Here is a 22,258-nt window from a genome sequence, read left to right on the forward strand (position 1 = left end):
TACCTCAGGTTAATATGCTGAGTAAATTATGCATAGGTGCCATTAACATTGGTATGTGGGGCTAATTACGCGCTTACCTTTATTCGCGGTGCTAGCTGCAATAATCACCTTATTACCTGAAGATAAAAAATTAGAATTATCACTTAATCTTAAATCAAAAGTTACGTGTTCCATTTTTCTATTATTTTGTTCGTTTTCTACTTATTTCCTGCTTTATGATGTTTTTTCTGCTTGGGGAATAATAATACCTTTAAAATGGATAAAAGGCTTTGATCAAGAAAGTGCTTTACTGCTTATTTCGATTCTTTTTCTGGGGTATATCTTTAAATTGATTTTAGCTAAATCAATCAGAGAAAACCAGATACCTCACCTTATTGATGCAATTTCAAATGATATTAAATACGAACAAAAGATGAGCCTCATTGACTCCTTATTAAATAGAAATCTTTGTACTTTGAAACGTTATTTGATTAAGGAAACTTTATTTAAATCACTAAGGGTAAAGTTATTAAATCAAGATATATCAAACTACTTTAACGAACCATTAATTGCCCTCACCAATGAGCAGCTTAAACAAGAGTCATTGAGTGCCAAAAACTTTTTCAAGTACCACTTTCTTATAGTTCCCTTAACTAAATTTGAGCAACTTAGTAGATTAAGCAGCAGGCAAGAAAAATTAATTGAAGTACTGAAAAAAAGAATTTTTCACCTCTAGAGTTAAAGCTCATATCCTGAAAAATAATCCTAGAGTTGCATTCGAACTCATTTCACTTACTGGAAATGACTTTTCAGAAGAGGATATTGAAATATTAATAAGTTCTTCACACTTTAAACATGAGTTAGAGACTTTCTTTGAAGATTACTATTTTTATGAAAATATTCTTGGATTTTCTCCTTTATTAGATGAGTCTATTGGAAATGCTGGTTTTATTGATAAATCTAAGTTTTTTGATAGGCTAGAAAGTATAGTAAAAACGTATATTTTAAATAACAAAAATCAACTTGTTGAGGCACATGAGTACATACCAAATGACTCATTTATAAAGCAAACACGATTAAATTTTTATATAGACTGCGTATTCCATTCTTCAGTTGAAGTAAGCAAAAAAGAACAATCATTTTCTTCTCGACATCCTAGCTGGGTACTAACAAAAATTGTAGAGCAATTGATTGAACTCTCTAACGAAAATGCAGCGAGGGTTCAAAAAAATTGTGAATTCGAAAGCAGAGCTGGCTATTTCATATTTGAGATATTAAATAGCCAAATTAAAGTATTTGAACATATTTTTGAAAGCAAAAGCACTCAAAGCTACGATAATATACTGGAATCTATGGGGCATTCGTTTTATAAAATTTTCAAAAATTCTAATTCAGAAGTAATAAAAACATTTTCATTTGAACTTTTAGCAAGGGTATTTTTTAAATCCGAACAAAACGTTCAAATACTAGAAAGCTCGATTTATGGAGTGTATGGAAATGGCATTAAATCATGTTTATTAGATTTTAGTATTTTAAAACCACTTACCGTAAATAGTGGGAAAGGTTTTAACTGGGATATACTATCTAATAATCTGGTAAATTATTACTCAGAAAACGAATGTTTATAACAAAATCATATAGCTCAACTACTTCTAAGCACTATAGATTTAGAAGTAGTTGCTAATTTATTTTAACTCAGCTCTTTTATCGCTCTACTTATTCCATCTAAACTCAGCGCATACATGCGGTTGTTCATCAGCTCTTTAATAAAACCTATTGATTGATAGTACGGCCAGTGTTCAACCGGTTGTGGGTTGAGCCAAGCCACTTTATCAAAGTGATTTGTGACACGTTGTAACCATACACTGCCGGGTTCTTCGTTGTAGTGCTCTACCGAGCCGCCGGGGTAGGCTATTTCGTACGGGCCCATAGTGGCATCGCCTACAAATATTACTTTGTAGTCGCTGGTAAACTTATTAATTAGCGTCATGGTGTCTATTACGTTTGAGTGGCGGCGCTGGTTGTCTTGCCAAACATTTTCGTATAGGCAGTTATGAAAGTAGTAAAACTCTAAGTGTTTAAATTCGCCATGGGCGGCGCTAAATAATTCTTCGCAGGTATGAATGTAGTCATCCATTGAGCCGCCAATATCAAACAGCATGAGTACTTTTACTGCATTGTGGCGCTCTGGTGCCATTTTTACGTCAAGCATGCCGCCTTGTTTTGCGGTAGCGCGAATGGTCTCGTTTAAATCTAGCGTGTCGCTGGCGCCAGTGCGGGCAAATTTACGCAGTTTTTTAAGGGCAAGTTTAATAGTACGCGAGCCAATTTCACGGTCGGAGTCTAAATTGCGATATTCGCGTTTATCCCACACTTTTACTGCTTGGCGGTTACGGTTGCCGTCTTGGCCTATGCGTACTCCTTCGGGGTTATAACCATAAGCACCAAAAGGTGAGGTGCCGCCGGTGCCAACCCATTTATTACCGCCTGCGTGGCGTTTTTGTTGCTCTTCTAAGCGCTCTTTTAGGGTTTTCATTAGCTCGTCGAGGCCACCCATGGCTTTTAGTTGGGCTTTTTCTTCATCGCTAAGGTTTTTTTCAAACTCTTTACGCAGCCAATCTTCTGGTAAGTTGTGCTGTTGCTTTAAGCTCTCGAGCAAATCAAGGTCGGCAATACCACTAAAGTAGTCGCTAAAGGCTTTGTCGAAGCGGTCAAAGTGGGTTTCGTCTTTTACCATTATGGTGCGTGCTAAATGGTAAAAGGCGTCTACGTCGGCAAATATAACACCCTTTTTTAAGGCGTTAATTAAATCAAGCAACTCGCGTAGGCTTACCGGTAAACGGTATTTACGCAGCGTGAAAAAAAACTGTATTAACATGTTAGGGCCTGTTTATCTTTCGAGGTTAAATTTGCAGCAGTGTGTTTGGTATTTAGGCAAGGCAGAGCCTATGTAGTGTGGTTATTCCCCATAAATAGGCGATAACGCAGCATAAATACCAAACACGCGCTGCCTGAAGGTTCGTCCTAGGGACGATTAACTCTTTGTTGCTCGGCTTTTACTTAGCCCACTAGGTTACAAACCTCGCGCCACGATTAAATCGTCCTTAGTTAGAACAAATTTTAATCCTGAAAGGTCAACAGGCCCTAGCGGCTCATAAACGCGAGTTTTTCGATTAGGCTTATGTCTTGCTCATTTTTAAGTAATGCGCCAAACATTGGCATTAAACCGCCTTTTTTAGCTTTGTCGTGGAGTGTTTTTGCGTCTATATCTTCTGCCATAAGGAGCTTTAACCAGTCGAGTAATTCGCTGGTAGATGGCTTCTTTTTAAGACCGTTTGCTTCGCGTAGGTTAAAAAACACTTCGAGTGCTTGGCGTACTAAATCTTGCTTAACGTTAGGGTAGTGCACGTCAATAATTTGCTGCATTTCATCGGCAGATGGAAAATCAATGTAATGAAAAAAGCAGCGGCGTAAAAATGCGTCGGGCAGCTCTTTTTCGTTATTAGAGGTGATGATCACAATAGGGCGCTCTTTTGCTACTACTCGCTCGCTGGTTTCGTAAACATGAAATTCCATTTTATCGAGCTCTAACAGTAGATCGTTTGGAAACTCAATATCGGCTTTGTCTATTTCATCTATTAATAATACAGGGCGTTTACCGTGTTGGTCGGCGTAAGTAAATGCTTGCCACAGTTTGCCTTTGACTATGTAGTTACTAATATTGTGTACGCGCTCGTCGCCCAGCTGGCTGTCGCGCAGGCGCGAAACCGCATCGTATTCATACAAACCTTGCTGCGCTTTGGTGGTCGATTTAATGTGCCACTGAATAAGTTCGGTATCTAAACTTTTTGCCAGCTCTTCAGCTAGCATGGTTTTACCTGTCCCCGGCTCACCTTTAATTAAAAGTGGCTTTTCGAGCATAATAGCCGCGTTTACAGCTTGCTTAAGCGCAGAGCTGGCGATGTAATTGTCGGTTGAATTAAATTGCACTTTATTACCTTCTTTTCGTCACAGGTCAGATGAGTTTTTATAATCCTATCATGCCATAGTTAACCGGCTTCACCAAGGTAGCTAAACCGAGGAATAGTTTTGCCGTCTTTTTCAACTGTTTCGCTAAACATTTCTAAAGGGCGTGCCCATATACCAAACTCACCGTATAGCGCTTGGTAAATTACCAGTTGCTCACTGGTTTCGCTGTGAGTGGCTACATAAAGCACTTTGTACTGTGCCCCTTTGTAGTGTTGGTATATGCCTGATTTGAGGGAAATTGGTTTTATTGCTGTAGTCATGTTTTGATCTCTTGTATAATTTGTTTCTGCACTTTTAATGCTAACTAATTTGCCAATACTATGAACTATATTACGCTAGATGATTACAAAAAAGCATGGGTTTTTCGCCATAAAGACATGCCTGTTTCAGCCGACGATGCTGCAAACATTAAACCTATGAGCCTTGAGCGCGCAGCTGTACTGTGGACAACTATGGTGAGCCGTGAGTTTGATCACCCTGATTTTTTTGATAAAACAGATTGGTGTGGTCAAGATGAAAGTTATAGCCAAGAAGTAAACTGGGAAAGCGCATGGGAAAACGGCGATGAACAACTTCCCGAAGCTATTTTAGCGCACTTAGATTGGCAAGCTAATACCACTGTTTATTTTTGCATGGCACGCGACAATATTATTGAAACCACCTTTGATGTGTTTAAACGCAACTGGCAAAACTTTATGTTTTTAGCCGACGGCAGTTTACTCATAGGTAAAAAACGCAATACTGTAGTGCAGTTTTTAGAGTCGGGCATAGCTAAATTAGGTGAAAAGCCAAGCGCTTAATTTAGCACTCGGCGCTTAAAAATTATGCAGTACTGTGTTATAAAACATTTACCTAAGTGTTTTTGAGTACGGCAATTGGCAGCAAAAAATGAGCCTGTTGGCGCGCCACAACAAGTTGAAATGTGGCAAGCCGATGCAAAAAAAGTGTTATATGCACAATTGTGTAATGCATTTTATCAACGTGAGGTTCAGCGTTTAGTCGCTGAGCCTAATAGCGATAGGCTGCGTCGCCAATTAAAAAGTCTACCTTATTACATTGAACGTGCTGCCACATTAGTTGCTAATACAAGCTCGCCTTTTAAACTAGATTCGCAAAATGGCTCTTGGCTTGCAAAGCAAAAACCGACCCCACCAGAGATTAACATTCAAGCAAATGAACTTTTTTATCAACATAATGCCAAAGTCGGGTTAATAATCCCTATTTTAGTGCGTAGTGATGAGCAAATTCGCGTTAGAATAGACAGCCTAGACCAAGTAAGCGACAATAAAGTGCATTGTAATGAGCTAGGTTGGTTTGCGTTTTCGGGGCAGGGACTTGAGCTGCCAAACGCGCAATTATTAACGCCGAGTAAAGTGTCATTAACCGCGGCGTGTTGCGGGCACCAATGGCAGTTTTCAAAGCGTTGTTTGCCACGGGTTTTATCGCTGCGCGAAATGCTACTGGCAGGAAGTATAAATTGGCGCAATGTAAAACGATTAAAAACGTAACTTGGTTAATTAAATAAGTTTATTTGAATTTTAAATAAGGAGTGTTAAATGCGGTTTTTTCAGGTTGGCTTGTTATGTTTAGCACTGTTTGTGCAGTATAGATTGTGGTTTGGCCATAATGGCGTACAAGACTACACACGTTTAAAAAGTGCGGTTGCATCTCATTTACAAACTAACGAAAAATTGATTAAACGCAATAAAGTATTAACCGCCGATATAGAAGATTTAAAGCTTGGCCATGAAGGCATAGAAGAGCGCGCACGTAACGAATTAGGAATGATTAAAGCGGGCGAAACATTTATACGTGTTTTACCAGCTCAACAATAATATGACAAATAAACCAACTATAGCTGCCATTATACCTGCTGCCGGGGTTGGTAGCAGAATGAAACATAATGCACCTAAACAGTATATTAAATTAGCAGGTAAAACTATTTTAGAGCATACGCTCACAAAATTATCTGCTTTAGCGCAGCTTAATACAATTGTTGTAGCCCTAAATGAAAACGATCCTTACTTTGAGCAATTGCCAGTGATTGATGCGCGCATTGTGCGTACTTGTGGCGGTAAAGAGCGTGCAGATTCCGTTTTAAATAGTTTGCTTTTTTTAGCCGCCAACCCGCCTGACTGGGTACTTGTGCACGATGCTGCCCGCCCGCTAGTTACTATTGACGACATAAATACACTTATAAATGAGTGTATAAGCGCCGATGAAGGCGGAATTTTAGCCAGTAAAGTAAAAGACACTATAAAACGTGGCCATATTTATGCTGAGCAAACCGTACCCCGAGATGATTTATGGCAAGCCCTTACTCCGCAGTTTTTTAAATACGAAGATCTTAAAAATGCGCTGCAAAATGCACTGGCAAGCGGCGCAGTTATTACCGACGAAGCAAGCGCCATTGAATGGGCTAACAAGCCAGTAAAATTAATACCAGGGCGTAGCGATAATATTAAAATAACCACTCCTGAGGATTTAGACTTGGCTGGTTTTTTACTTCAAAAACAACAAAACGAGAATGCATTATGATACGAATTGGTCATGGTTTTGACGTGCATAAATTTGGCGGTGTTGGCCCATTAACTATCGGCGGCGAAAAGATTGATTATCCGCAAGGTTTTTTAGCGCACTCCGACGGCGATGTTGCTATTCATGCTCTGTGCGATGCTATTTTAGGCGCGCTTGCAATGGGCGACATTGGTAAACACTTTCCAGATACGGCCAGTGAATATGAAAATATCGACAGCCGAATATTACTGCGTCATGTGGTGAGCTTAGCTAAAGAGCAAGGTTATGTATTGGGCAATGGAGATGTAACTATAGTGGCACAAGCGCCAAAAATGTTGCCTCATATTCAAGCTATGCGTAGCAACCTTGCAAGTGATTTAAACTGCGAACTATCGCAAATAAATGTTAAAGCTACAACCACCGAAAAGCTCGGTTTTGAAGGGCGAAAAGAAGGTATTTCGAGCCATGCAGTGGTAATTATGAACAAAGAGTCAATGAGTAAAACAAACGCATGAGCGATTTAAATTATTTATACGGCGCACCGTTATCAAAAGCTGACTTTAAAACCACAGCCGAAGACTTTATGGTAGATGAAGACTTAGGCATTGAGTTTACCGGTAGCGGCGAGCATGTATGTTTGCAAGTAGTAAAAAAAGGCGAAAACACCCAGTACGTAGCAAAGTTAATTGCGCAGCGAGCTGGGGTATCACCACGCGATGTAAGTTATGCCGGGATGAAAGATCGCCACGGAGTGTGTTCGCAGTGGTTTAGTGTAAAAGTACCCATTAAAAAACCGATTGATTTTAGTGATTTAAACAGCGAAAGCGTGTTTGTTGTATCGCAGCAACGCCACGAACGTAAACTGAGAACGGGCTGTCATAAAGGTAATAAATTTACTATTACGCTGCGCAATGTTACCGATCCTCTGGATATTTTGTGCCGTATTAATGCGGTACGCAGTGGCGTGCCTAACTATTTTGGCGAGCAACGCTTTGGCCGTGATGGCCATAACCTGGTAATGGCTGAAAAAATGTTTGCAGGTGAGCGTATTCGCGATAAAAAATTACGCGGTATTATTATTTCTGCAGCGCGCTCGCATGTATTTAATCAACTCGTAAGTTTACGAGTAAAGGAGCATGGTTTAGCTAAAACCATGCACCGTGAAGTATTTATGCTCAGCGGCAGTAACGCCTTTTTTGAAGACGCTATTAGCGATGAAAATATTGCCCGCTTAGCCTCTGGCGATATTATGATGTCGGCACCTATGGTAGGTAAAAGCGAAAAAGGGCTCACCGAACAAGAAAAAGTATGGCTTGGGCCTTATCAGTCTTGGTGCGATGGTTTAGGCGAGTTAGGGCTAAAAAATGAGCGCAGAATGCTGCGTTTAATCCCGCAAGATTTTAGCGTAGAAACCATAGATGAAAGCACTTTGAAGTTAAGTTTTGGTTTACCAAAAGGCTGTTTTGCTACGGCATTATTACGTGAGCTGGTGGATTACACAGACGCAAGCCCACGCGAGCGAAAAGAAAAGGACAGCAAAGATGAAGATCCTATTAAGTAACGACGATGGTGTAGGCGCTAAAGGTATTGCGGTGTTATATCAAGCATTAATGCAAATTGCCGAGGTCACTTTAGTTGCCCCCGACCGAAACTGCAGTGGTGCAAGTAACTCGTTAACTTTGCTTAACCCACTGCGTGCTACAAAGCTTGAAAATGGCTTTATATCGGTTAATGGTACACCTACTGACTGTGTGCATTTAGGCGTTAACCAGCTTGTTGATGAAATGCCCGATTTAGTGGTCGCAGGTATAAACCACGGCGCTAATTTAGGTGACGACACTTTGTACTCAGGCACGGTAGCTGCAGCAACCGAAGGACGCCATTTAGGTTTGCCTGCTATTGCGGTGTCTTTGTGTTCGCACCACGGCGAGCATTTTGAAACGGCGGCAGCGGTAACTATAAGTATTATTAAAGGTTTAGCGTCGCATCCGCTACCAAAAGATCAAATTATAAATATTAATGTACCCGACATTCCTCTAAGCGAATTAAAAGGCGTGCAGGTAACGCGTTTGGGTGCGCGCCATAAAGCCGAAACCATGACCAAGCAAACCGATCCTTGGGGTCGAGATATTTACTGGTACGGATCTTTAGGGACAGAAAGTGATGCAGGTGAAGGTACCGATTTTCATGCAATTAATAATGGCTATGCCTCGGTTACCCCACTGAGTGTTGATATGACCGCTAACGAGAGCATTAAAGCGGTAGGGGAGTGGTTAGCTGATTTGGAGATAAACCGTGCTGGCTAATTATACCCGCAGCGCCAAGGCGCTATCAGCGCTATTACAGCGTGAAGGTGTTGAGGATACGCAAGTACTAGATGCGATTGCACAAATACCACGACATATATTTGTGGGTGACGTGCTGCAACATAAAGCGTATCAAAATACTGCGTTACCAATAGGCCAAGGGCAAACTATTTCGCAGCCTTATATTGTGGCGCGTATGACCGAACTGTTGCACTTAGCTGGTGTGCGCGACAAGGTGCTAGAAATAGGCACGGGATCGGGTTATCAAACGGCAATACTAGCTAAAATATTTACCAAGGTTTACTCAGTAGAGCGTATTAAAGCATTGCAGTGGCAAGCTAAGCGTCGTTTACATCAGCTCGATTTATATAATGTGGCAATGAAACATGGCGATGGCTGGCAAGGTTGGGAGTCGCAAGCGCCGTTTAACGGCATTATAGTCACCGCAGCCGCGGCTAAAATCCCGCAAGATCTATTAGTTCAATTAGCTGATGGTGGTGTGTTACTTGCCCCAATTGGCGAGCAAGAGCAAAAATTAACTATGGTTATTCGCAATGGCAATAACTACACAGAACACGTAATTGCGCCGGTTAGATTTGTACCGCTAGTCGCTGGTGATATTGAATAGGAATTCATTTTGAAGTTGTTTACTAAGTTATACGATATGGCTCTAGTGTGGGCTAAGCACCGTCATGCTGAGCGTTATTTAGCTGCAATGAGCTTTGCAGAGTCTGTGTTTTTTCCTGTCCCTCCTGATGTAATGCTGGCACCAATGTCGCTTGCTCAGCCTAAAAAAGCATGGCGGTTTGCAAGTTTTGCCACTATAGCGTCTGTTGTTGGTGGCATAGTAGGTTATTTACTTGGCTTTTGGTTATTTGAACCGGTTGTTGAGCCACTTATAGTACAAATGCACTGGCAAGATAAATTTGATATTGCACTTGATTGGTTTAAAAACTATGGCGTGTGGGTGGTATTTATAGCCGGTTTTTCGCCTATTCCTTATAAAGTATTTACTATAGGCGCAGGGGTATTACAAATGGCATTTTTGCCGTTTTTAATTGCGTCTGCAGTAGGGCGAGGCGCTCGGTTCTTTTTAGTTGCTGCACTGATGAAGTGGGGCGGTGTTAAAATGGAGCAAAAATTACGTCAATACATTGAAGTGCTTGGATGGGCAGTTGTGCTTTTAATTGCAGTTGCATACATTTTATTACGTTAAGCACTATAAAATAATGTTATTAACATAAGGAGCTAAATACAGTGAATAAACAAATAAAATGTTATGTTGCTTTATTTATTAGTATTTTGCTCTTTGCTTGCTCGTCTAGCCATGTTCCGGCGCCTGTCAGTAGTTTAAATAATGATGTTAATAATTACGGCAGAAAAATTAACATTAATGGCGATAAATATACTGTTCAAAAAGGCGATACACTTTATTCTATAGCATTTAGTGCAGGCCAAGATGTTAGAACCTTAGCAAAAAATAATTCAATACCAGCACCTTACACAATATTCCCCGGGCAGAGTATTTCTTTTTCTGCCATAGCAAAAAAATACAAAAAGACAAAAAAATATACTCCTCCTATTAAAAAAGCCTCAAAAACTTCACAAAAAAATAACAATAAATCAAAGAAAGAGCTTGATAAGCCTAAACAACGAGGGTATGTTCAGAAACAAGCCAATAAAAAAATTAGTAACTCTAAGCATTTGTCGAGTAGTAAAGTGCAGTGGTTTTGGCCAGCAAAAGGCAAAATAACACAACGCTTTTCGAACAAGGAAAATGGCTACAAAGGCTTACAGATTGCTAATAAAAAAGGGGCTGCCGTTTTAGCCGCCGCACAAGGAACAGTGGTTTATGCGGGTAATGCGCTTCGAGGTTATGGTAGTTTAATTATTTTAAAACATAATGACGACTACTTGAGTGCTTATGCACACAACTCGAAACTACTTGTTAAAGAAAAACAGGAAGTTAAGGCTGGACAGAAAATAGCAGAGATAGGAAATACAGAATCTGCGGTAACGGCACTTCGTTTTGAAATTCGCTACCGAGGGCAAGCTGTAAATCCTGCTAAGTACCTTCCCTAATTTTTAAAGATATTGATAACTTGCTCAGGAGAAGTCTTATGGCTGATGCAGCAAAAGTTGATAAAAACACCCTCGTAGATAATAAATTAGATGAAACTGCTGTTGATGATGATTCAACACCGCTGCTTGAAGCTGTGGATGATGACGTTTTTGTCAAAGAAGAAGTCACTAAAAATTTAGATGCTACTCAGCTTTATTTAGGTGAAATTGGTTTTTCTCCGTTGTTAAGCGCTGAGGAAGAGGTGTTTTTTTCTCGTAAATCTTTAAAAGGGTGCGAAGCGTCTCGCAAGCGCATGATTGAAAGTAACTTGCGCCTTGTAGTAAAAATTGCTCGTCGTTATAACAACCGAGGTTTAGCGTTACTTGATTTAATTGAAGAGGGTAACTTAGGCTTAATTCGCGCCGTAGAGAAGTTTGATCCTGAGCGTGGCTTTCGATTTTCTACTTATGCAACATGGTGGATACGCCAAACGATAGAACGCGCCATTATGAATCAAACGCGCACTATTCGCTTGCCAATACATGTAGTAAAAGAACTTAACGTATATTTACGTACCGCGCGCGAGCTAACTCAAAAATTAGATCATGAACCAACCGCCGAAGAAATAGCAGCTTGTTTAGATAAGCCGGTTGAAGATGTCACCAAAATGCTGCGCTTGAATGAAAAAATAGCCTCGGTTGATATGCCGATCGGCGGCGAAAACGATACCGCTTTGCTCGATATTATTGCCGATGACAACAATGTTGGTCCTGAGGGCGAAGTACAAAATAACGATATGAATAAACACATTGTTGACTGGTTAGGAGAGCTAAACCCAAAGCAGCGTGAGGTGTTAGCCCGTCGCTTTGGTTTATTAGGCTATGAGCCATCAACGCTTGAAGATGTTGGCCGTGAAATAGGATTAACCCGTGAACGCGTTAGACAAATTCAGGTAGAAGCATTACGTCGTTTAAAAGATATTTTGCAACAAGAAGGCTTAAGCACAGAGAGTTTATTTGAGCACTTTGCGTAAGTTTTAATAAAGTACCATGTTATGTGTAAAAAAGCTGAAGGTTTTATTCTTCAGCTTTTTTTGTTTGTAAATTAAAGAAGTGCTTTTAATTTATAGAGTAAATCGTGAGCTTGTCGCGGTGATAGATTATCAGGATCGATAGCCGTTAACTGCAATTCTACTTCAGAAGGGCTAATTTGTTGGGCTTGATTGTTAAAGGTAAATGCTTGCTGCTCAATATTAGGCGCGGTGACACTTTGGTGATTTTCGAGTAGTTTAAGCTTTTGTTTTGCCTGATTTATTACAGACTTAGGTACGCCAGCAAGTGCAGCAACTTGTAAGCCAAAGCTTTTACTTGCTGCGCCATCAAGTACCGTGTGCATAAAGGCAATAGTGTCGTTATGCTCTATGGCATCAAGGTGCACATTTACCAGCCCAGGCGTTTGCTCTGCAAGCTCGGTTAGCTCAAAGTAGTGGGTGGCAAACAAGGTTTTTGCTGATATTTTTGACGCTAAATGATCGGCAGTAGCATACGCAAGCGAGAGTCCATCGTAAGTGCTTGTTCCGCGGCCAATTTCATCCATTAATACCAAAGATTGCGCTGTGGCATTATTTAAAATCGTGGCGGTTTCGGTCATTTCTACCATAAAGGTAGAACGCCCTGAGGCGAGATCGTCACTTGCGCCAATGCGAGTAAATATACGGTCAATATTGCCTATTTTAGCGCTGTCTGCGGGTACGTAACTGCCAATATGAGCCATTAGCACTATAAGTGCAGTTTGGCGCATATAGGTTGATTTACCACCCATGTTTGGACCGGTAATTATTAACATTTTACGTTGTGCATTTAGCTCTACTGGGTTGGCAATAAAGGGTTCTTTCATTACTTGCTCAACCACAGGATGACGACCTTGTTTAATGCTTATGTTGTCGTTATCGCAAAGTATCGGCTTAGCGTAGTTAAGTGTAAGTGCACGCTCTGCTAAGTTATTTAGCACATCTAAGTCGGCAAGGGCGGCTGCCATTGTTTGTAATTGCTCAATATGTGGCGCAATAAATCTAAATAGCTCTTCGTAAAGCTGCTTTTCGAGCGCTAATGCTTTTGACTGGCTGCCAAGTACTTTGTCTTCGTGCTCTTTTAGCTCAGGAATAATATAGCGTTCATTATTTTTAAGTGTTTGGCGGCGAATATAATCGGCAGGCACTAAATGCGCATTGGCGCGACTAACTTCAATAAAAAAGCCGTGTACTCGGTTATAACCAATTTTAAGGGTACTGATCCCTGTACGTGCACGCTCTCGTAACTCTAACTGATCAAGCACATCGGTTGCGCCTTTGCTTAAGTTACGCCATTCATCAAGCTCGCTGTTATAACCAGGGGCAATTACACCACCGTCGCGAATAAGTACCGGCGGGTTTTCGATTACTGCACGCTCTAATAGCGCTTGTAAATCAGGTAGCTCAGGCGATTGCTTAATAATGCTGGCAATGCGCGGATCGCTGGCATCGTTTAATAAAGTATGCAGCGGTGCAAGTGCTTGTAAGGCGCTGCGCAAACGAGTTAAATCGCGAGGACGAGCAGTGCACAAAGCAAGGCGGGCAATAACACGTTCTACGTCGCCAATTTCTCTTAATGATTCGTGTAGCTCACCACAAAGCTGTACATCTAAAATTGCGCTAATAGTGTTTAACCGCGAGTTTAGCTCGTCTTTATTACGCACTGGGGTATGAATACGGCGCTTAAGTAAACGAGATCCCATAGGGGTTGCTGTTTTATCAAGTACTTGCGCTAGCGTGTTTTCAAATCCACCCGATAAATTAACGGTCAGCTCTAAATTTTTACGAGTAGCAGCATCTAAAATAACGGCATGCTCGTTGTGTTCAAGAGTAATGGCACGAATATGGGGTAATGCAATACGTTGAGTGTCTTTAACGTATTGCATTAAACAACCTGCGGCAACTAAGGCGCAGTGGGCTTTATCAACGCCAAAGCCGACTAAATCTTTTGTACCAAATTGCTCACACAATAAATGCTGGGCGGTGTCTAAATCAAATTCCCACTCAGGGCGGCGACGCGCGCCTTTAATGTGCTCAATTAAATGAACATTTTCGAAGCTTTCGCTATACAGTAATTCTGCAGGGGCGAGGCGTTGAATAGTTGAAGTAAATGCCTCGTCGGTACTAACTTCTACAACGTTAAAACGACCCGAGTTAATATCAAGATAAGCAATGCCATAAGTACCATTTTTACTCTGCCATACGCTGGTAAGTAAGTTGTCTTGGCGCTCTTGCAGTAGGGCTTCATCAGAAATAGTACCTGGGGTGACAATACGCACCACTTTGCGATCAACAGGCCCTTTACTGGTAGCCGGATCGCCTACTTGTTCGCAAATAGCAACAGATTCGCCCATTTGCACTAAACGGGCTAAATAGTTTTCTACGGCATGATAAGGTACACCGGCCATAGGAATAGGATCGCCACCGGCTTTACCGCGCTGAGTTTGCGAAATATCGAGTAATTGAGCGGCGCGTTTTGCGTCATCAAAAAAGAGTTCATAAAAATCCCCCATCCGATAAAACAATAAAATATCGCGATGCTCTGATTTTATTTTTAGATACTGCTGCATCATAGGGGTTTGTTGTTTTATAGTGTGTGGAGCATAAAGATCAAACGACATGTATTTACCCAAAGGCTGAATATGGAATTACATCAAGAGATTAAAACACTTGCTGCGCAATTAGGCGCTATTTTAACGGATAAATGCTTATGGATCACTACTGCTGAGTCATGTACTGGTGGCGGGGTAAGTTATGCACTTACCGACACCCCTGGAAGCTCTGCCTATATTGACCGTGCATTTGTAACTTACAGTAACCAAGCAAAGCAAGATTTACTAAATGTAAGTGCCGCCACATTAACGCAATATGGGGCGGTAAGCGAGCAAACGGTGCGTGAGATGGCTTTAGGCGCAATTGCAGCAACTAATGCCGATATTGCGATTACTGTATCGGGTATTGCAGGCCCAGGAGGAGCAACCCCAGATAAGCCGGTAGGCTTAGTATGGTTTGGACTACACATTAACGACAAGCAGCTGGTATTTAAACAAGTATTTACCGGCGATAGAGCACAGGTTAGACTGCAAGCTATTGTATTTTCTTTAAAAACTATAATAGAGCAGATAAAATAATAAAATTAACTTGATACTGTGATTTCATACAGTATACTTGTCGCATTAGCTGGATTTGGAGAGTAAAATGAACGATAACAAACAAAAAGCGTTGGACGCGGCTTTATCACAAATTGAACGTCAATTTGGTAAAGGCTCAATTATGAAATTGGGTGATAACAAAGCGTTAAACATTGAATCTGTATCTACAGGCTCATTAGGTATCGATATTGCCTTAGGCATAGGTGGCTTACCTATGGGGCGTATTGTAGAAGTATATGGTCCTGAGTCGTCTGGTAAAACAACGCTTACTTTGCAAGTTATCGCTGAAGCACAAAAAGAAGGCAAAACATGTGCCTTTATTGATGCTGAGCATGCTCTTGATCCAGTTTATGCACAAAAGCTTGGTGTAAACATAGATGAGCTTTTTGTATCGCAACCAGATACTGGCGAACAAGCACTCGAAATTTGTGACATGCTAGTACGCTCAAGCGCGGTTGACGTAGTTATTATTGACTCTGTTGCAGCACTTACACCAAAAGCTGAAATTGAAGGCGACATGGGCGATTCGCACATGGGCTTACAAGCACGTTTAATGTCGCAAGCATTACGTAAGCTAACAGGTAATATTAAACGCTCGAACACCTTATGTATTTTCATTAACCAAATCCGTATGAAAATTGGTGTAATGTTTGGTAACCCAGAAACAACAACGGGTGGTAACGCACTTAAGTTTTACGCATCGGTACGTATTGATATTCGTCGTATTGGTTCGGTAAAAGAAGGCGACGAGGTTGTTGGTAACGAAACCCGGGTTAAAATTGTTAAAAACAAAGTAGCACCGCCATTTAAGCAAGCCGAATTTATCATTATGTATGGTGAAGGTATTTCTAAACAAGGCGAGCTAATTGACTTAGGTGTGAAGCACAAAATTGTTGAAAAAGCAGGTGCTTGGTACAGTTACTGTGGTAATAAAGTTGGCCAAGGTAAGTCTAATTCAATTAAGTTTTTAAAAGAAAACCCAGAAATCGCAGACGAAATTGAAGGCAAGTTACGCGAAATGCTTTTACTTAAAGCAACTATTGAACCAGACGATGGTGAAGATAAGTTAGGCGATGAAGCTGACCTTTAAGCAGTATTAAATATTTAAGCTTGATTTGACCCGAGCTTTAAAGCAGCGCTAACCAGTAATGGTTAGCGCTTTTTTTTGGTTTAAATTTACAACTGCCAATTTACAGATAGAGCGTAGTTACGCGGTGCACCATAGTAACCTTGAGCCCAATATAAGCTGTGTAAGTATTTTTCACCTGTGGTGTTATTAATATTAAAAGTAACGCCTATATTTTCACTCAATTTATAAGTTGCCATTAAATCAAGTAATCCGTAGGCATTTTGCTTTGTAATCACGCTTGCGATTTTGTTAGCATCTCTGACTTGGACTCGGCTTGTTGAATCTTGCCAGCGATAATTTGCACCAAACGATAAACCATCAATGAAAGGAACTTGATAGATTGCAGCAACCTTGAGTTGATTCTCAGGGGTGTAATCTTTTACTGTGTCATCGCCATCAATGCTTAAATTACTAAAGCTAATGCTTGCACTCAAGTCATCTGTAAACTTACCGCTTAGCTCTACTTCAAAACCATTACTGTTAATACCATCCGCTGCGTAGTAACGAGTATCGTCGGGTAATGAGTTAGGTACAGCTATAGCAAGGCCATCTTGTTTTGTATCAAAGTAAGCAAGTGTTACAAAAACTTGCTCGTCTAAAAGCTGGGCTTTAACACCTAGTTCGCTACTTTTACCTGTAATAGGTGCAAGTTGGTTGGCATTTATATCAAGCTCCTTTTGCGGCACAAATGTTTCTGTGTAGCTTGCATAAGCCGATAAAGACTCGTTAAAGTCATACACAGTGCCAATGTAGGGTATTAGCTGTGAGTCACTTTGTGTTTGCGCAACGCCATAAGCTGTGCCTGTTGTTTTCCAATCAGTGTAACGCACGCCAGCTAGTAGACTTAAAGGTTCGCTTAATTTGATACGAGTAGAAATATAAGCAGATTTTTGCTCATTAGTTATATTGCTACCATTTACACTATCTGTAAGTGTTGCTTGTGGTATTACGCCATCCCACGTTTTAAGTGACGGCATTGCCGGAAAACCATTCCCTGTGGTGTAATCGTAAAGAGATTGCTCGGTGTAATCCATTTTTGCTTGGCTAACACCCAACGACAAGTCGTGCTCTTGGCCAAATAAATCAAATTTACCACTCGCATATAGATCAAATAAATCGTGCTTATCGCTATAATCATAACGGCTTGCGTAACCGATTAAGCCAAGTTCGGTGTCTTTATCAGGGGTACCGTATACATAAAATAATTCAGAGTCTTGCTCGTTTTCAACATGAGCGTAACGCGCTTTAGCCACCCATGTTGCTGATAAATTTTGTTCAAGCGTTACATATACTTGCTCGGCACTGTTATCCCAGTAAGACCAGTCAGCCGCAGTGCTAGTTGATTCGTCATAGTCTGTTGGTGTGCCATCGGTATAATAAAGTGGTAGTGCACCCCAAAGTGGGCTATCGGCATCTTTTTGTTGATTAACGTAGTTAACACTTAGCAGGGTGTTATTGGTTAACTTTCCCTCGTAGGCTAAATAAATAACGGTTTTATCTGTTTCGTAGCGATCTAGATATGAGTCGGCTTTTTGTTTGGTAAATACAGCTCTAACAGCATGCTCTTCATTAATAGGCGTTGATACATCTAAATCTAAGCGTTTTTTATTCCATGAACCGTACGAAACAGATGCATTAGCTTGGGTTGTGTAAGTTGGTTTTTTTAGCACCATATTTACAGTAGCAGAAGGGTTACCTGTACCTGTCATTAAACCGTTCGCGCCACGAACTATTTCTACACGGTCGTAAATTGAGGTATCAAGGCTGCCTTGAATTGATCCCGAGCTTTGTGGAATACCTAAACCATTAACTTGAAAATTTGTAATATCAAAGCCACGGGCTTTAAAATAAGTACGATCGGTTTCTATTTGCTCTACCGTTACACCCGGCGTGCTTTCTAGCACTGCGTTTATATCATCGAGTGAAAAATCATCCATTAAAGCGCGAGAAACAACTGAAATAGACTGCGGAGTTTCTTTTATGGTTAAACCTAGTTTGGTTGCCGATTGTGCTTCTTCGGTAATATAGTTTTTATGATGTTGACCATACACAGCAATCTTTTCAATTTGCTGCTCGCTTTTATCGTTTTTTGCAAATGCATGCCCAGATAAAATTAAAGAGGTAATAAGGCTTAGTTTAGATAAACGCAAAACTTTAGAGGACGACATGGTGTTTTCCAAAAGGTTCAAAAATAAAGCGCTTAACTTAATCTAAATGATATTGATTTGCAATTGCGTTATTGGTTTTTATAACAATTTGTACTATCGGGATTAATAAAGAGTGATGAAGTTGATAAAACAGATGAGACTTATAAATTAATTAACAAAAAAAAGCGGCCAAAGCCGCTCAAGGAAGTAAACTATGTACGCTTAAAATGCATACTTAACCGAGAATTGTAAACGGTCCATATCGCCATCGTTACCGCTTTCAAGCTCGCGCTCGGCATGCTTAAACTCAGCACCAAAAGTTAAGCGTTTAACTGGTGAGTATAAAATATTAGCACTGTAGCTTTGGCTTGATTTAGTTGGATCGCCTGTAAGGGCGAGTAAGTCTGTGTTGTTATCAGCACTGAAAAATGAATATAAGAAAGTTGAACGCCATTGGCTGTTCCACTTATGCTGATACGCTACAAAGCCAGAAGTTGAATCAATAGCATCTAAATCATCGCCATTGAGTACTGCACCATGGGCTACATTAACACCAACATAACGGCCTAAGCCTTTACCTTGTGTAAGCATAAACTTAAAGTTGTCTTCGCCTAGTTTAACCATACCCGATGCACTAACACCAAATGATGTTTCATCGGCATCAATAGCACCTACTTTATAAGTAAGTTGACGGGCAAGTGCAGCAACTACTAAATTACCCCAGTCAGCTTTATGGGTATAACGTGCAGTAAAGTCAGGAAGTGAAGCATCGTCGGTTACAGCCATTGATGAACTTTTAATACCCTGTGGGTTTGTAGTAAAACCTGTAGTAATGGTACTTTCTGGATTTTCTAATGAGAAAGACCATGCGCCAGTAGTGTATTTAACTTGAGTTTGGCGTACAAACACTGTGCCCTCTGCTGGGCCTATAAAATCAAGTGCTTCAGGTAGTGCGCCAACGTTTTGAAAGTTAGACCATGTTTGGCCAAATAACCAGCCATCGTAGCTAATAAATGCATGACGTACACGTGGAGCGTAAGAGTTAGATACACGCTCGTTACCACCAGGGGCAGAAGCTAAAAAGTCGATTTCAATTTTGGTGTTAATGGTTTTGCCATTATCAAGTAATGTAGCTGTACCAAAGTTAAAACGAGATTCACGGGCATGCATATCAAATACAGCGTCAGAGCTATTGTCTGGGCCTACAGTCACTGTGCTCGGTACATAAAAGTCACGACCCACGTCAGTGCCCGCTGGTGCGCCTGCAGAATAGTCACTCCACATAGCATCTAATTTAATGTATCCGCCGTAAGTAAATTCAGTATCTCCAACTTTTGCTGCAGTGGCTGCATAAGCTGTGCTTGAAAGTGCACATAGTACAGCACTTGCTGCAAGTGTTTTTAATGGGGTAAATTTCATTGTTGCGTCCTTTATAGGCTACGTGTTGATTATTGCTTTTTATTTAGAGTGTATTAATAGCGTGAGTATTACTTACGAATAAAAGTTAATTTAAAGATTTTTTATTCGTTAAATAAAAATTAAAGCTAATTAATGCAAATATTATAATACTTAGGTGAAACACTTTTAAATATGTACACTATTTACTCAATCATCTATTAGTCTATAAGACTAAGGTGTAATGATTATAATGTGATTATTTACTTACATTTAACATCATGTATTATTTATGTAAAAGTAATAAATAGCGCAGCGATTATAAACAACAAATTAGTAATTAGAATAGCTTTACAACTAAGGTCTAATACTTAATAGCGCATTGCTGAGTAATCCTTGAGAAAAGCCTAAGGCAAGTAATTTAAATGGAGACCAAGATGTCAAAAAATATCTATCCAGTTCCTACGCATATTAAAAACACAGCTCTCGTCGATAACGATAAATATAATAAAATGTATAAACACTCGATTGATGATCCACAAAGTTTTTGGGCTGAACACGGTAAGCGCCTTGATTGGTTTACTCCTTATTCTAAAGTAAAAAACACCACCTTTGATAAAGGCCACATAAATATTAAGTGGTATGAAGATGGCTACCTTAATGCATCGTATAACTGTATTGACCGCCACTTAAAAACAAAAGCCAATAAAGTAGCGCTTATATGGGAGGGCGATAACCCATCGCAAAGTGAGCATATTACTTATCAAAAGTTACATGATGAAGTAGCAAAGTTTGCTAATGGTTTAAAAAAGCTGGGCGTACAAAAAGGTGATCGCGTCGCTATTTATATGCCAATGAGCCCACAAGCTATTTATGCAATGCAAGGGTGTGCACGTATTGGTGCTATTCACTCAGTTATATTTGGTGGTTTTTCACCCTCTGCGATTGCCGATCGTATTAAGGATTCGGGCGCAAAAGTGGTTATTACTTCAGACGAAGGACGCCGTGCTGGTAACTGCGTGCCACTTAAAGCAAACGTTGACGAAGCTGTGTTGCAAGAGTCTGTAACAAGTATAGAGCATGTTATTGTGCACCAACTTACCGGTGGCGATGTTGATTGGCACGACCATGATATATGGTGGCACGATTTAGTAGCAGACGAAGAGCCTGTGTGCGAGCCTGAGGTAATGAACGCTGAAGACCCGTTATTTATTTTATACACCTCAGGGTCAACAGGTCAGCCAAAAGGAGTGGTGCATACCACGGGTGGTTATTTAGTTTATGCATCGATGACGCACGAATATATATTTGATGTAAAAGAGGACGATGTTTTTTGGTGTAGCGCCGATGTAGGTTGGATCACCGGGCACAGTTATATTGCTTATGGTCCGCTGGTAAATGGTTGTACCCAAGTTGTATTTGAAGGTGTACCTACTTACCCAACCGCAGGGCGTATGGGCGAAGTTGTTGATAAACACGGTGTTACTATTTTATATACCGCGCCTACCGCTATTCGTGCCTTAATGGCAAAAGGCGATGAGCCTGTAGCGTCATCTCATCGTAATAGTTTACGAATTTTAGGATCGGTTGGTGAGCCAATTAACCCTGAAGCATGGAATTGGTATTACGAACAAATAGGTAAGTCAAATTGCCCTATCGTTGATACCTGGTGGCAAACAGAAACGGGTGGCATTATGATCACCCCATTACCAGGTGCTACCGATTTAAAACCAGGCTCTGCAACGCGTCCATTTTTTGGTATTGCGCCGGCAATATTTGACGCTGAGGGTAATACGCTTGAAGGTGAAGCTGATGGTAACTTAGTTATTTTAGATAGCTGGCCATCGCAAGCACGTACTATTTATGGCGATCATGAACGTTTTGAACAAACTTACTTTTCTACCTACCCAGGTGTGTATTTTTGTGGCGATGGCTGTCGTCGTGACGAAGATGGTTATTATTGGATCACTGGTCGCGTAGATGATGTACTTAATATTTCGGGGCATCGTTTAGGCACTGCTGAAATAGAAAGCGCACTGGTTGCACACCCAGCAGTAGCTGAAGCCGCTGTAGTAGGTTATCCGCATGACATTAAAGGCCAAGGTATTTATGTTTACATTACCCCTAACGAAGGTATAACGGTAAGCGATGAGTTAACCAAAGAAATTCGTAACTGGGTTCGTAAAGAGTTAAGCCCAATTGCGTCACCCGATATGATTCAGTGGTCACCAGGGTTACCAAAAACGCGTTCTGGTAAAATAATGCGTCGAATTTTACGTAAAATTGCGGCCAACGAGCACGAACAACTAGGTGATACATCAACACTTGCCGATCCATCTGTGGTTGATGAGTTAATTGAAAATCGATTAAATCGTTAAATGCGCGTTAAAAGCTTGATTACAAGTTGATTCTAAACGTAGTATATCGGCTGTGCTCTACTAGATAGGGCACAGCCGAATTTATTAGGAGTGAA

At 40.6% G+C, this 22,258-nt stretch carries 22 protein-coding genes; 16 read left to right on the forward strand and 6 right to left on the reverse strand.

Features of this window, described 5'->3' with window-relative positions:
- Nucleotides 1-55: 55 nt before the first annotated feature.
- Both J5X91_RS15560 and J5X91_RS15565 read left to right on the forward strand, forming a co-directional pair.
- Nucleotides 56-715 (forward strand): hypothetical protein, encoded by a 660-nt coding sequence (locus tag J5X91_RS15560; protein ID WP_208835191.1) that lies wholly within the window; start codon nucleotides 56-58, stop codon nucleotides 713-715.
- A gap of 451 nt (nucleotides 716-1,166) precedes the next feature.
- The gene (locus J5X91_RS15565; protein ID WP_208835192.1) at nucleotides 1,167-1,607 is read left to right on the forward strand and encodes a hypothetical protein; all 441 of its coding nucleotides are present in this window, start codon (nucleotides 1,167-1,169) and stop codon (nucleotides 1,605-1,607) included.
- Nucleotides 1,608-1,669: 62 nt separating this feature from the next.
- On the opposite strand, the gene J5X91_RS15570 is transcribed toward J5X91_RS15565, so the two are convergent.
- The 3 genes from J5X91_RS15570 to J5X91_RS15580 all read right to left on the reverse strand — a co-directional run bounded on the left by J5X91_RS15570 (nucleotide 1,670) and on the right by J5X91_RS15580 (nucleotide 4,268).
- A complete protein-coding gene (locus J5X91_RS15570) occupies nucleotides 1,670-2,857 on the reverse strand; it encodes a VWA domain-containing protein (protein WP_208835193.1) in 1,188 nt (395 codons plus the stop codon).
- Between the two features lie 266 nt (nucleotides 2,858-3,123).
- Nucleotides 3,124-3,969, reverse strand: coding sequence for a MoxR family ATPase (locus tag J5X91_RS15575; protein ID WP_011327376.1), 846 nt, complete (start codon nucleotides 3,967-3,969; stop codon nucleotides 3,124-3,126).
- 59 nt (nucleotides 3,970-4,028) lie between these two features.
- On the reverse strand, nucleotides 4,029-4,268 hold the full coding sequence (locus J5X91_RS15580) for a DUF1653 domain-containing protein (protein ID WP_011327377.1): 240 nt from the start codon (nucleotides 4,266-4,268) through the stop codon (nucleotides 4,029-4,031).
- A 60-nt stretch (nucleotides 4,269-4,328) separates the two neighbouring features.
- Here J5X91_RS15580 and J5X91_RS15585 point away from each other — a divergent pair, with 60 nt between their 5' ends.
- From J5X91_RS15585 to rpoS, 11 genes are all read left to right on the forward strand, one after another.
- Nucleotides 4,329-4,808, forward strand: a complete 480-nt coding sequence (locus J5X91_RS15585; protein ID WP_058372700.1) for a DUF2947 domain-containing protein — start codon at nucleotides 4,329-4,331, stop codon at nucleotides 4,806-4,808.
- 75 nt (nucleotides 4,809-4,883) lie between these two features.
- On the forward strand, nucleotides 4,884-5,516 hold the full coding sequence (locus J5X91_RS15590) for a hypothetical protein (RefSeq protein ID WP_208835194.1): 633 nt from the start codon (nucleotides 4,884-4,886) through the stop codon (nucleotides 5,514-5,516).
- 48 nt (nucleotides 5,517-5,564) lie between these two features.
- A complete protein-coding gene (gene ftsB / locus J5X91_RS15595; protein WP_011327380.1) occupies nucleotides 5,565-5,843 on the forward strand; it encodes a cell division protein FtsB in 279 nt (92 codons plus the stop codon).
- A gap of 1 nt (nucleotide 5,844) precedes the next feature.
- Nucleotides 5,845-6,546 (forward strand): 2-C-methyl-D-erythritol 4-phosphate cytidylyltransferase, encoded by a 702-nt coding sequence (ispD, locus tag J5X91_RS15600; RefSeq protein WP_179808077.1) that lies wholly within the window; start codon nucleotides 5,845-5,847, stop codon nucleotides 6,544-6,546.
- Entirely contained in the window at nucleotides 6,543-7,040 is a 498-nt protein-coding gene (ispF, locus tag J5X91_RS15605) for a 2-C-methyl-D-erythritol 2,4-cyclodiphosphate synthase (RefSeq protein ID WP_011327382.1), read from the forward strand. Before ispD ends, ispF begins: the two co-directional genes overlap by 4 nt.
- Nucleotides 7,037-8,086, forward strand: coding sequence for a tRNA pseudouridine(13) synthase TruD (locus J5X91_RS15610; RefSeq protein ID WP_011327383.1), 1,050 nt, complete (start codon nucleotides 7,037-7,039; stop codon nucleotides 8,084-8,086). Before ispF ends, J5X91_RS15610 begins: the two co-directional genes overlap by 4 nt.
- The gene (gene surE / locus J5X91_RS15615; protein ID WP_011327384.1) at nucleotides 8,067-8,831 is read left to right on the forward strand and encodes a 5'/3'-nucleotidase SurE; all 765 of its coding nucleotides are present in this window, start codon (nucleotides 8,067-8,069) and stop codon (nucleotides 8,829-8,831) included. Before J5X91_RS15610 ends, surE begins: the two co-directional genes overlap by 20 nt.
- Nucleotides 8,821-9,459: a protein-L-isoaspartate(D-aspartate) O-methyltransferase gene (locus J5X91_RS15620; protein WP_208835195.1), complete on the forward strand. Its 639-nt coding sequence runs from the start codon at nucleotides 8,821-8,823 to the stop codon at nucleotides 9,457-9,459. Before surE ends, J5X91_RS15620 begins: the two co-directional genes overlap by 11 nt.
- A gap of 9 nt (nucleotides 9,460-9,468) precedes the next feature.
- The gene (locus J5X91_RS15625; RefSeq protein ID WP_041454351.1) at nucleotides 9,469-10,047 is read left to right on the forward strand and encodes a YqaA family protein; all 579 of its coding nucleotides are present in this window, start codon (nucleotides 9,469-9,471) and stop codon (nucleotides 10,045-10,047) included.
- Between the two features lie 41 nt (nucleotides 10,048-10,088).
- Nucleotides 10,089-10,913 carry a peptidoglycan DD-metalloendopeptidase family protein gene (locus J5X91_RS15630; RefSeq protein ID WP_208835196.1) on the forward strand — a complete coding sequence of 275 codons (825 nt, stop codon included), beginning with the start codon at nucleotides 10,089-10,091 and terminating at the stop codon, nucleotides 10,911-10,913.
- Nucleotides 10,914-10,951: 38 nt separating this feature from the next.
- Nucleotides 10,952-11,926 carry an RNA polymerase sigma factor RpoS gene (gene rpoS / locus J5X91_RS15635; RefSeq protein WP_011327388.1) on the forward strand — a complete coding sequence of 325 codons (975 nt, stop codon included), beginning with the start codon at nucleotides 10,952-10,954 and terminating at the stop codon, nucleotides 11,924-11,926.
- 71 nt (nucleotides 11,927-11,997) lie between these two features.
- On the opposite strand, the gene mutS is transcribed toward rpoS, so the two are convergent.
- Nucleotides 11,998-14,583: a DNA mismatch repair protein MutS gene (mutS, locus tag J5X91_RS15640; protein ID WP_208835197.1), complete on the reverse strand. Its 2,586-nt coding sequence runs from the start codon at nucleotides 14,581-14,583 to the stop codon at nucleotides 11,998-12,000.
- Nucleotides 14,584-14,604: 21 nt separating this feature from the next.
- Between mutS and J5X91_RS15645 the strand changes: the two genes are divergently transcribed.
- Entirely contained in the window at nucleotides 14,605-15,093 is a 489-nt protein-coding gene (locus tag J5X91_RS15645; protein WP_041454352.1) for a nicotinamide-nucleotide amidohydrolase family protein, read from the forward strand.
- Nucleotides 15,094-15,160: 67 nt separating this feature from the next.
- On the forward strand, nucleotides 15,161-16,204 hold the full coding sequence (gene recA, locus J5X91_RS15650; protein ID WP_011327391.1) for a recombinase RecA: 1,044 nt from the start codon (nucleotides 15,161-15,163) through the stop codon (nucleotides 16,202-16,204).
- Nucleotides 16,205-16,290: 86 nt separating this feature from the next.
- Here the strand turns inward: recA and J5X91_RS15655 are convergent, their stop codons facing one another.
- Together J5X91_RS15655 and J5X91_RS15660 are read right to left on the reverse strand one after the other, a co-directional pair.
- A complete protein-coding gene (locus J5X91_RS15655; RefSeq protein WP_208835198.1) occupies nucleotides 16,291-18,411 on the reverse strand; it encodes a TonB-dependent siderophore receptor in 2,121 nt (706 codons plus the stop codon).
- A gap of 201 nt (nucleotides 18,412-18,612) precedes the next feature.
- Nucleotides 18,613-19,809 (reverse strand): DcaP family trimeric outer membrane transporter, encoded by a 1,197-nt coding sequence (locus J5X91_RS15660; protein ID WP_208835199.1) that lies wholly within the window; start codon nucleotides 19,807-19,809, stop codon nucleotides 18,613-18,615.
- A 413-nt stretch (nucleotides 19,810-20,222) separates the two neighbouring features.
- Here J5X91_RS15660 and acs point away from each other — a divergent pair, with 413 nt between their 5' ends.
- A complete protein-coding gene (gene acs / locus J5X91_RS15665) occupies nucleotides 20,223-22,163 on the forward strand; it encodes an acetate--CoA ligase (protein WP_011327395.1) in 1,941 nt (646 codons plus the stop codon).
- Nucleotides 22,164-22,258 lie beyond the last annotated feature (95 nt).

The sequence above is a fragment of the Pseudoalteromonas sp. K222D genome (assembly GCF_017653575.1).
Taxonomy (GTDB): domain Bacteria; phylum Pseudomonadota; class Gammaproteobacteria; order Enterobacterales; family Alteromonadaceae; genus Pseudoalteromonas; species Pseudoalteromonas nigrifaciens.

Coding starts and splice junctions, on each gene's coding strand:
- J5X91_RS15570 (WP_208835193.1), bottom strand. CDS start 2,857: ATGTTAATACAGTTTTTTTTCACGCTGCGTAAATACCGTTTACCGGTA.
- J5X91_RS15580 (WP_011327377.1), bottom strand. CDS start 4,268: ATGACTACAGCAATAAAACCAATTTCCCTCAAATCAGGCATATACCAA.
- J5X91_RS15585 (WP_058372700.1), top strand. CDS start 4,329: ATGAACTATATTACGCTAGATGATTACAAAAAAGCATGGGTTTTTCGC.
- ftsB (WP_011327380.1), top strand. CDS start 5,565: ATGCGGTTTTTTCAGGTTGGCTTGTTATGTTTAGCACTGTTTGTGCAG.
- ispD (WP_179808077.1), top strand. CDS start 5,845: ATGACAAATAAACCAACTATAGCTGCCATTATACCTGCTGCCGGGGTT.
- ispF (WP_011327382.1), top strand. CDS start 6,543: ATGATACGAATTGGTCATGGTTTTGACGTGCATAAATTTGGCGGTGTT.
- J5X91_RS15610 (WP_011327383.1), top strand. CDS start 7,037: ATGAGCGATTTAAATTATTTATACGGCGCACCGTTATCAAAAGCTGAC.
- surE (WP_011327384.1), top strand. CDS start 8,067: ATGAAGATCCTATTAAGTAACGACGATGGTGTAGGCGCTAAAGGTATT.
- rpoS (WP_011327388.1), top strand. CDS start 10,952: ATGGCTGATGCAGCAAAAGTTGATAAAAACACCCTCGTAGATAATAAA.
- mutS (WP_208835197.1), bottom strand. CDS start 14,583: ATGTCGTTTGATCTTTATGCTCCACACACTATAAAACAACAAACCCCT.
- J5X91_RS15645 (WP_041454352.1), top strand. CDS start 14,605: ATGGAATTACATCAAGAGATTAAAACACTTGCTGCGCAATTAGGCGCT.
- recA (WP_011327391.1), top strand. CDS start 15,161: ATGAACGATAACAAACAAAAAGCGTTGGACGCGGCTTTATCACAAATT.
- J5X91_RS15655 (WP_208835198.1), bottom strand. CDS start 18,411: ATGTCGTCCTCTAAAGTTTTGCGTTTATCTAAACTAAGCCTTATTACC.
- J5X91_RS15660 (WP_208835199.1), bottom strand. CDS start 19,809: ATGAAATTTACCCCATTAAAAACACTTGCAGCAAGTGCTGTACTATGT.
- acs (WP_011327395.1), top strand. CDS start 20,223: ATGTCAAAAAATATCTATCCAGTTCCTACGCATATTAAAAACACAGCT.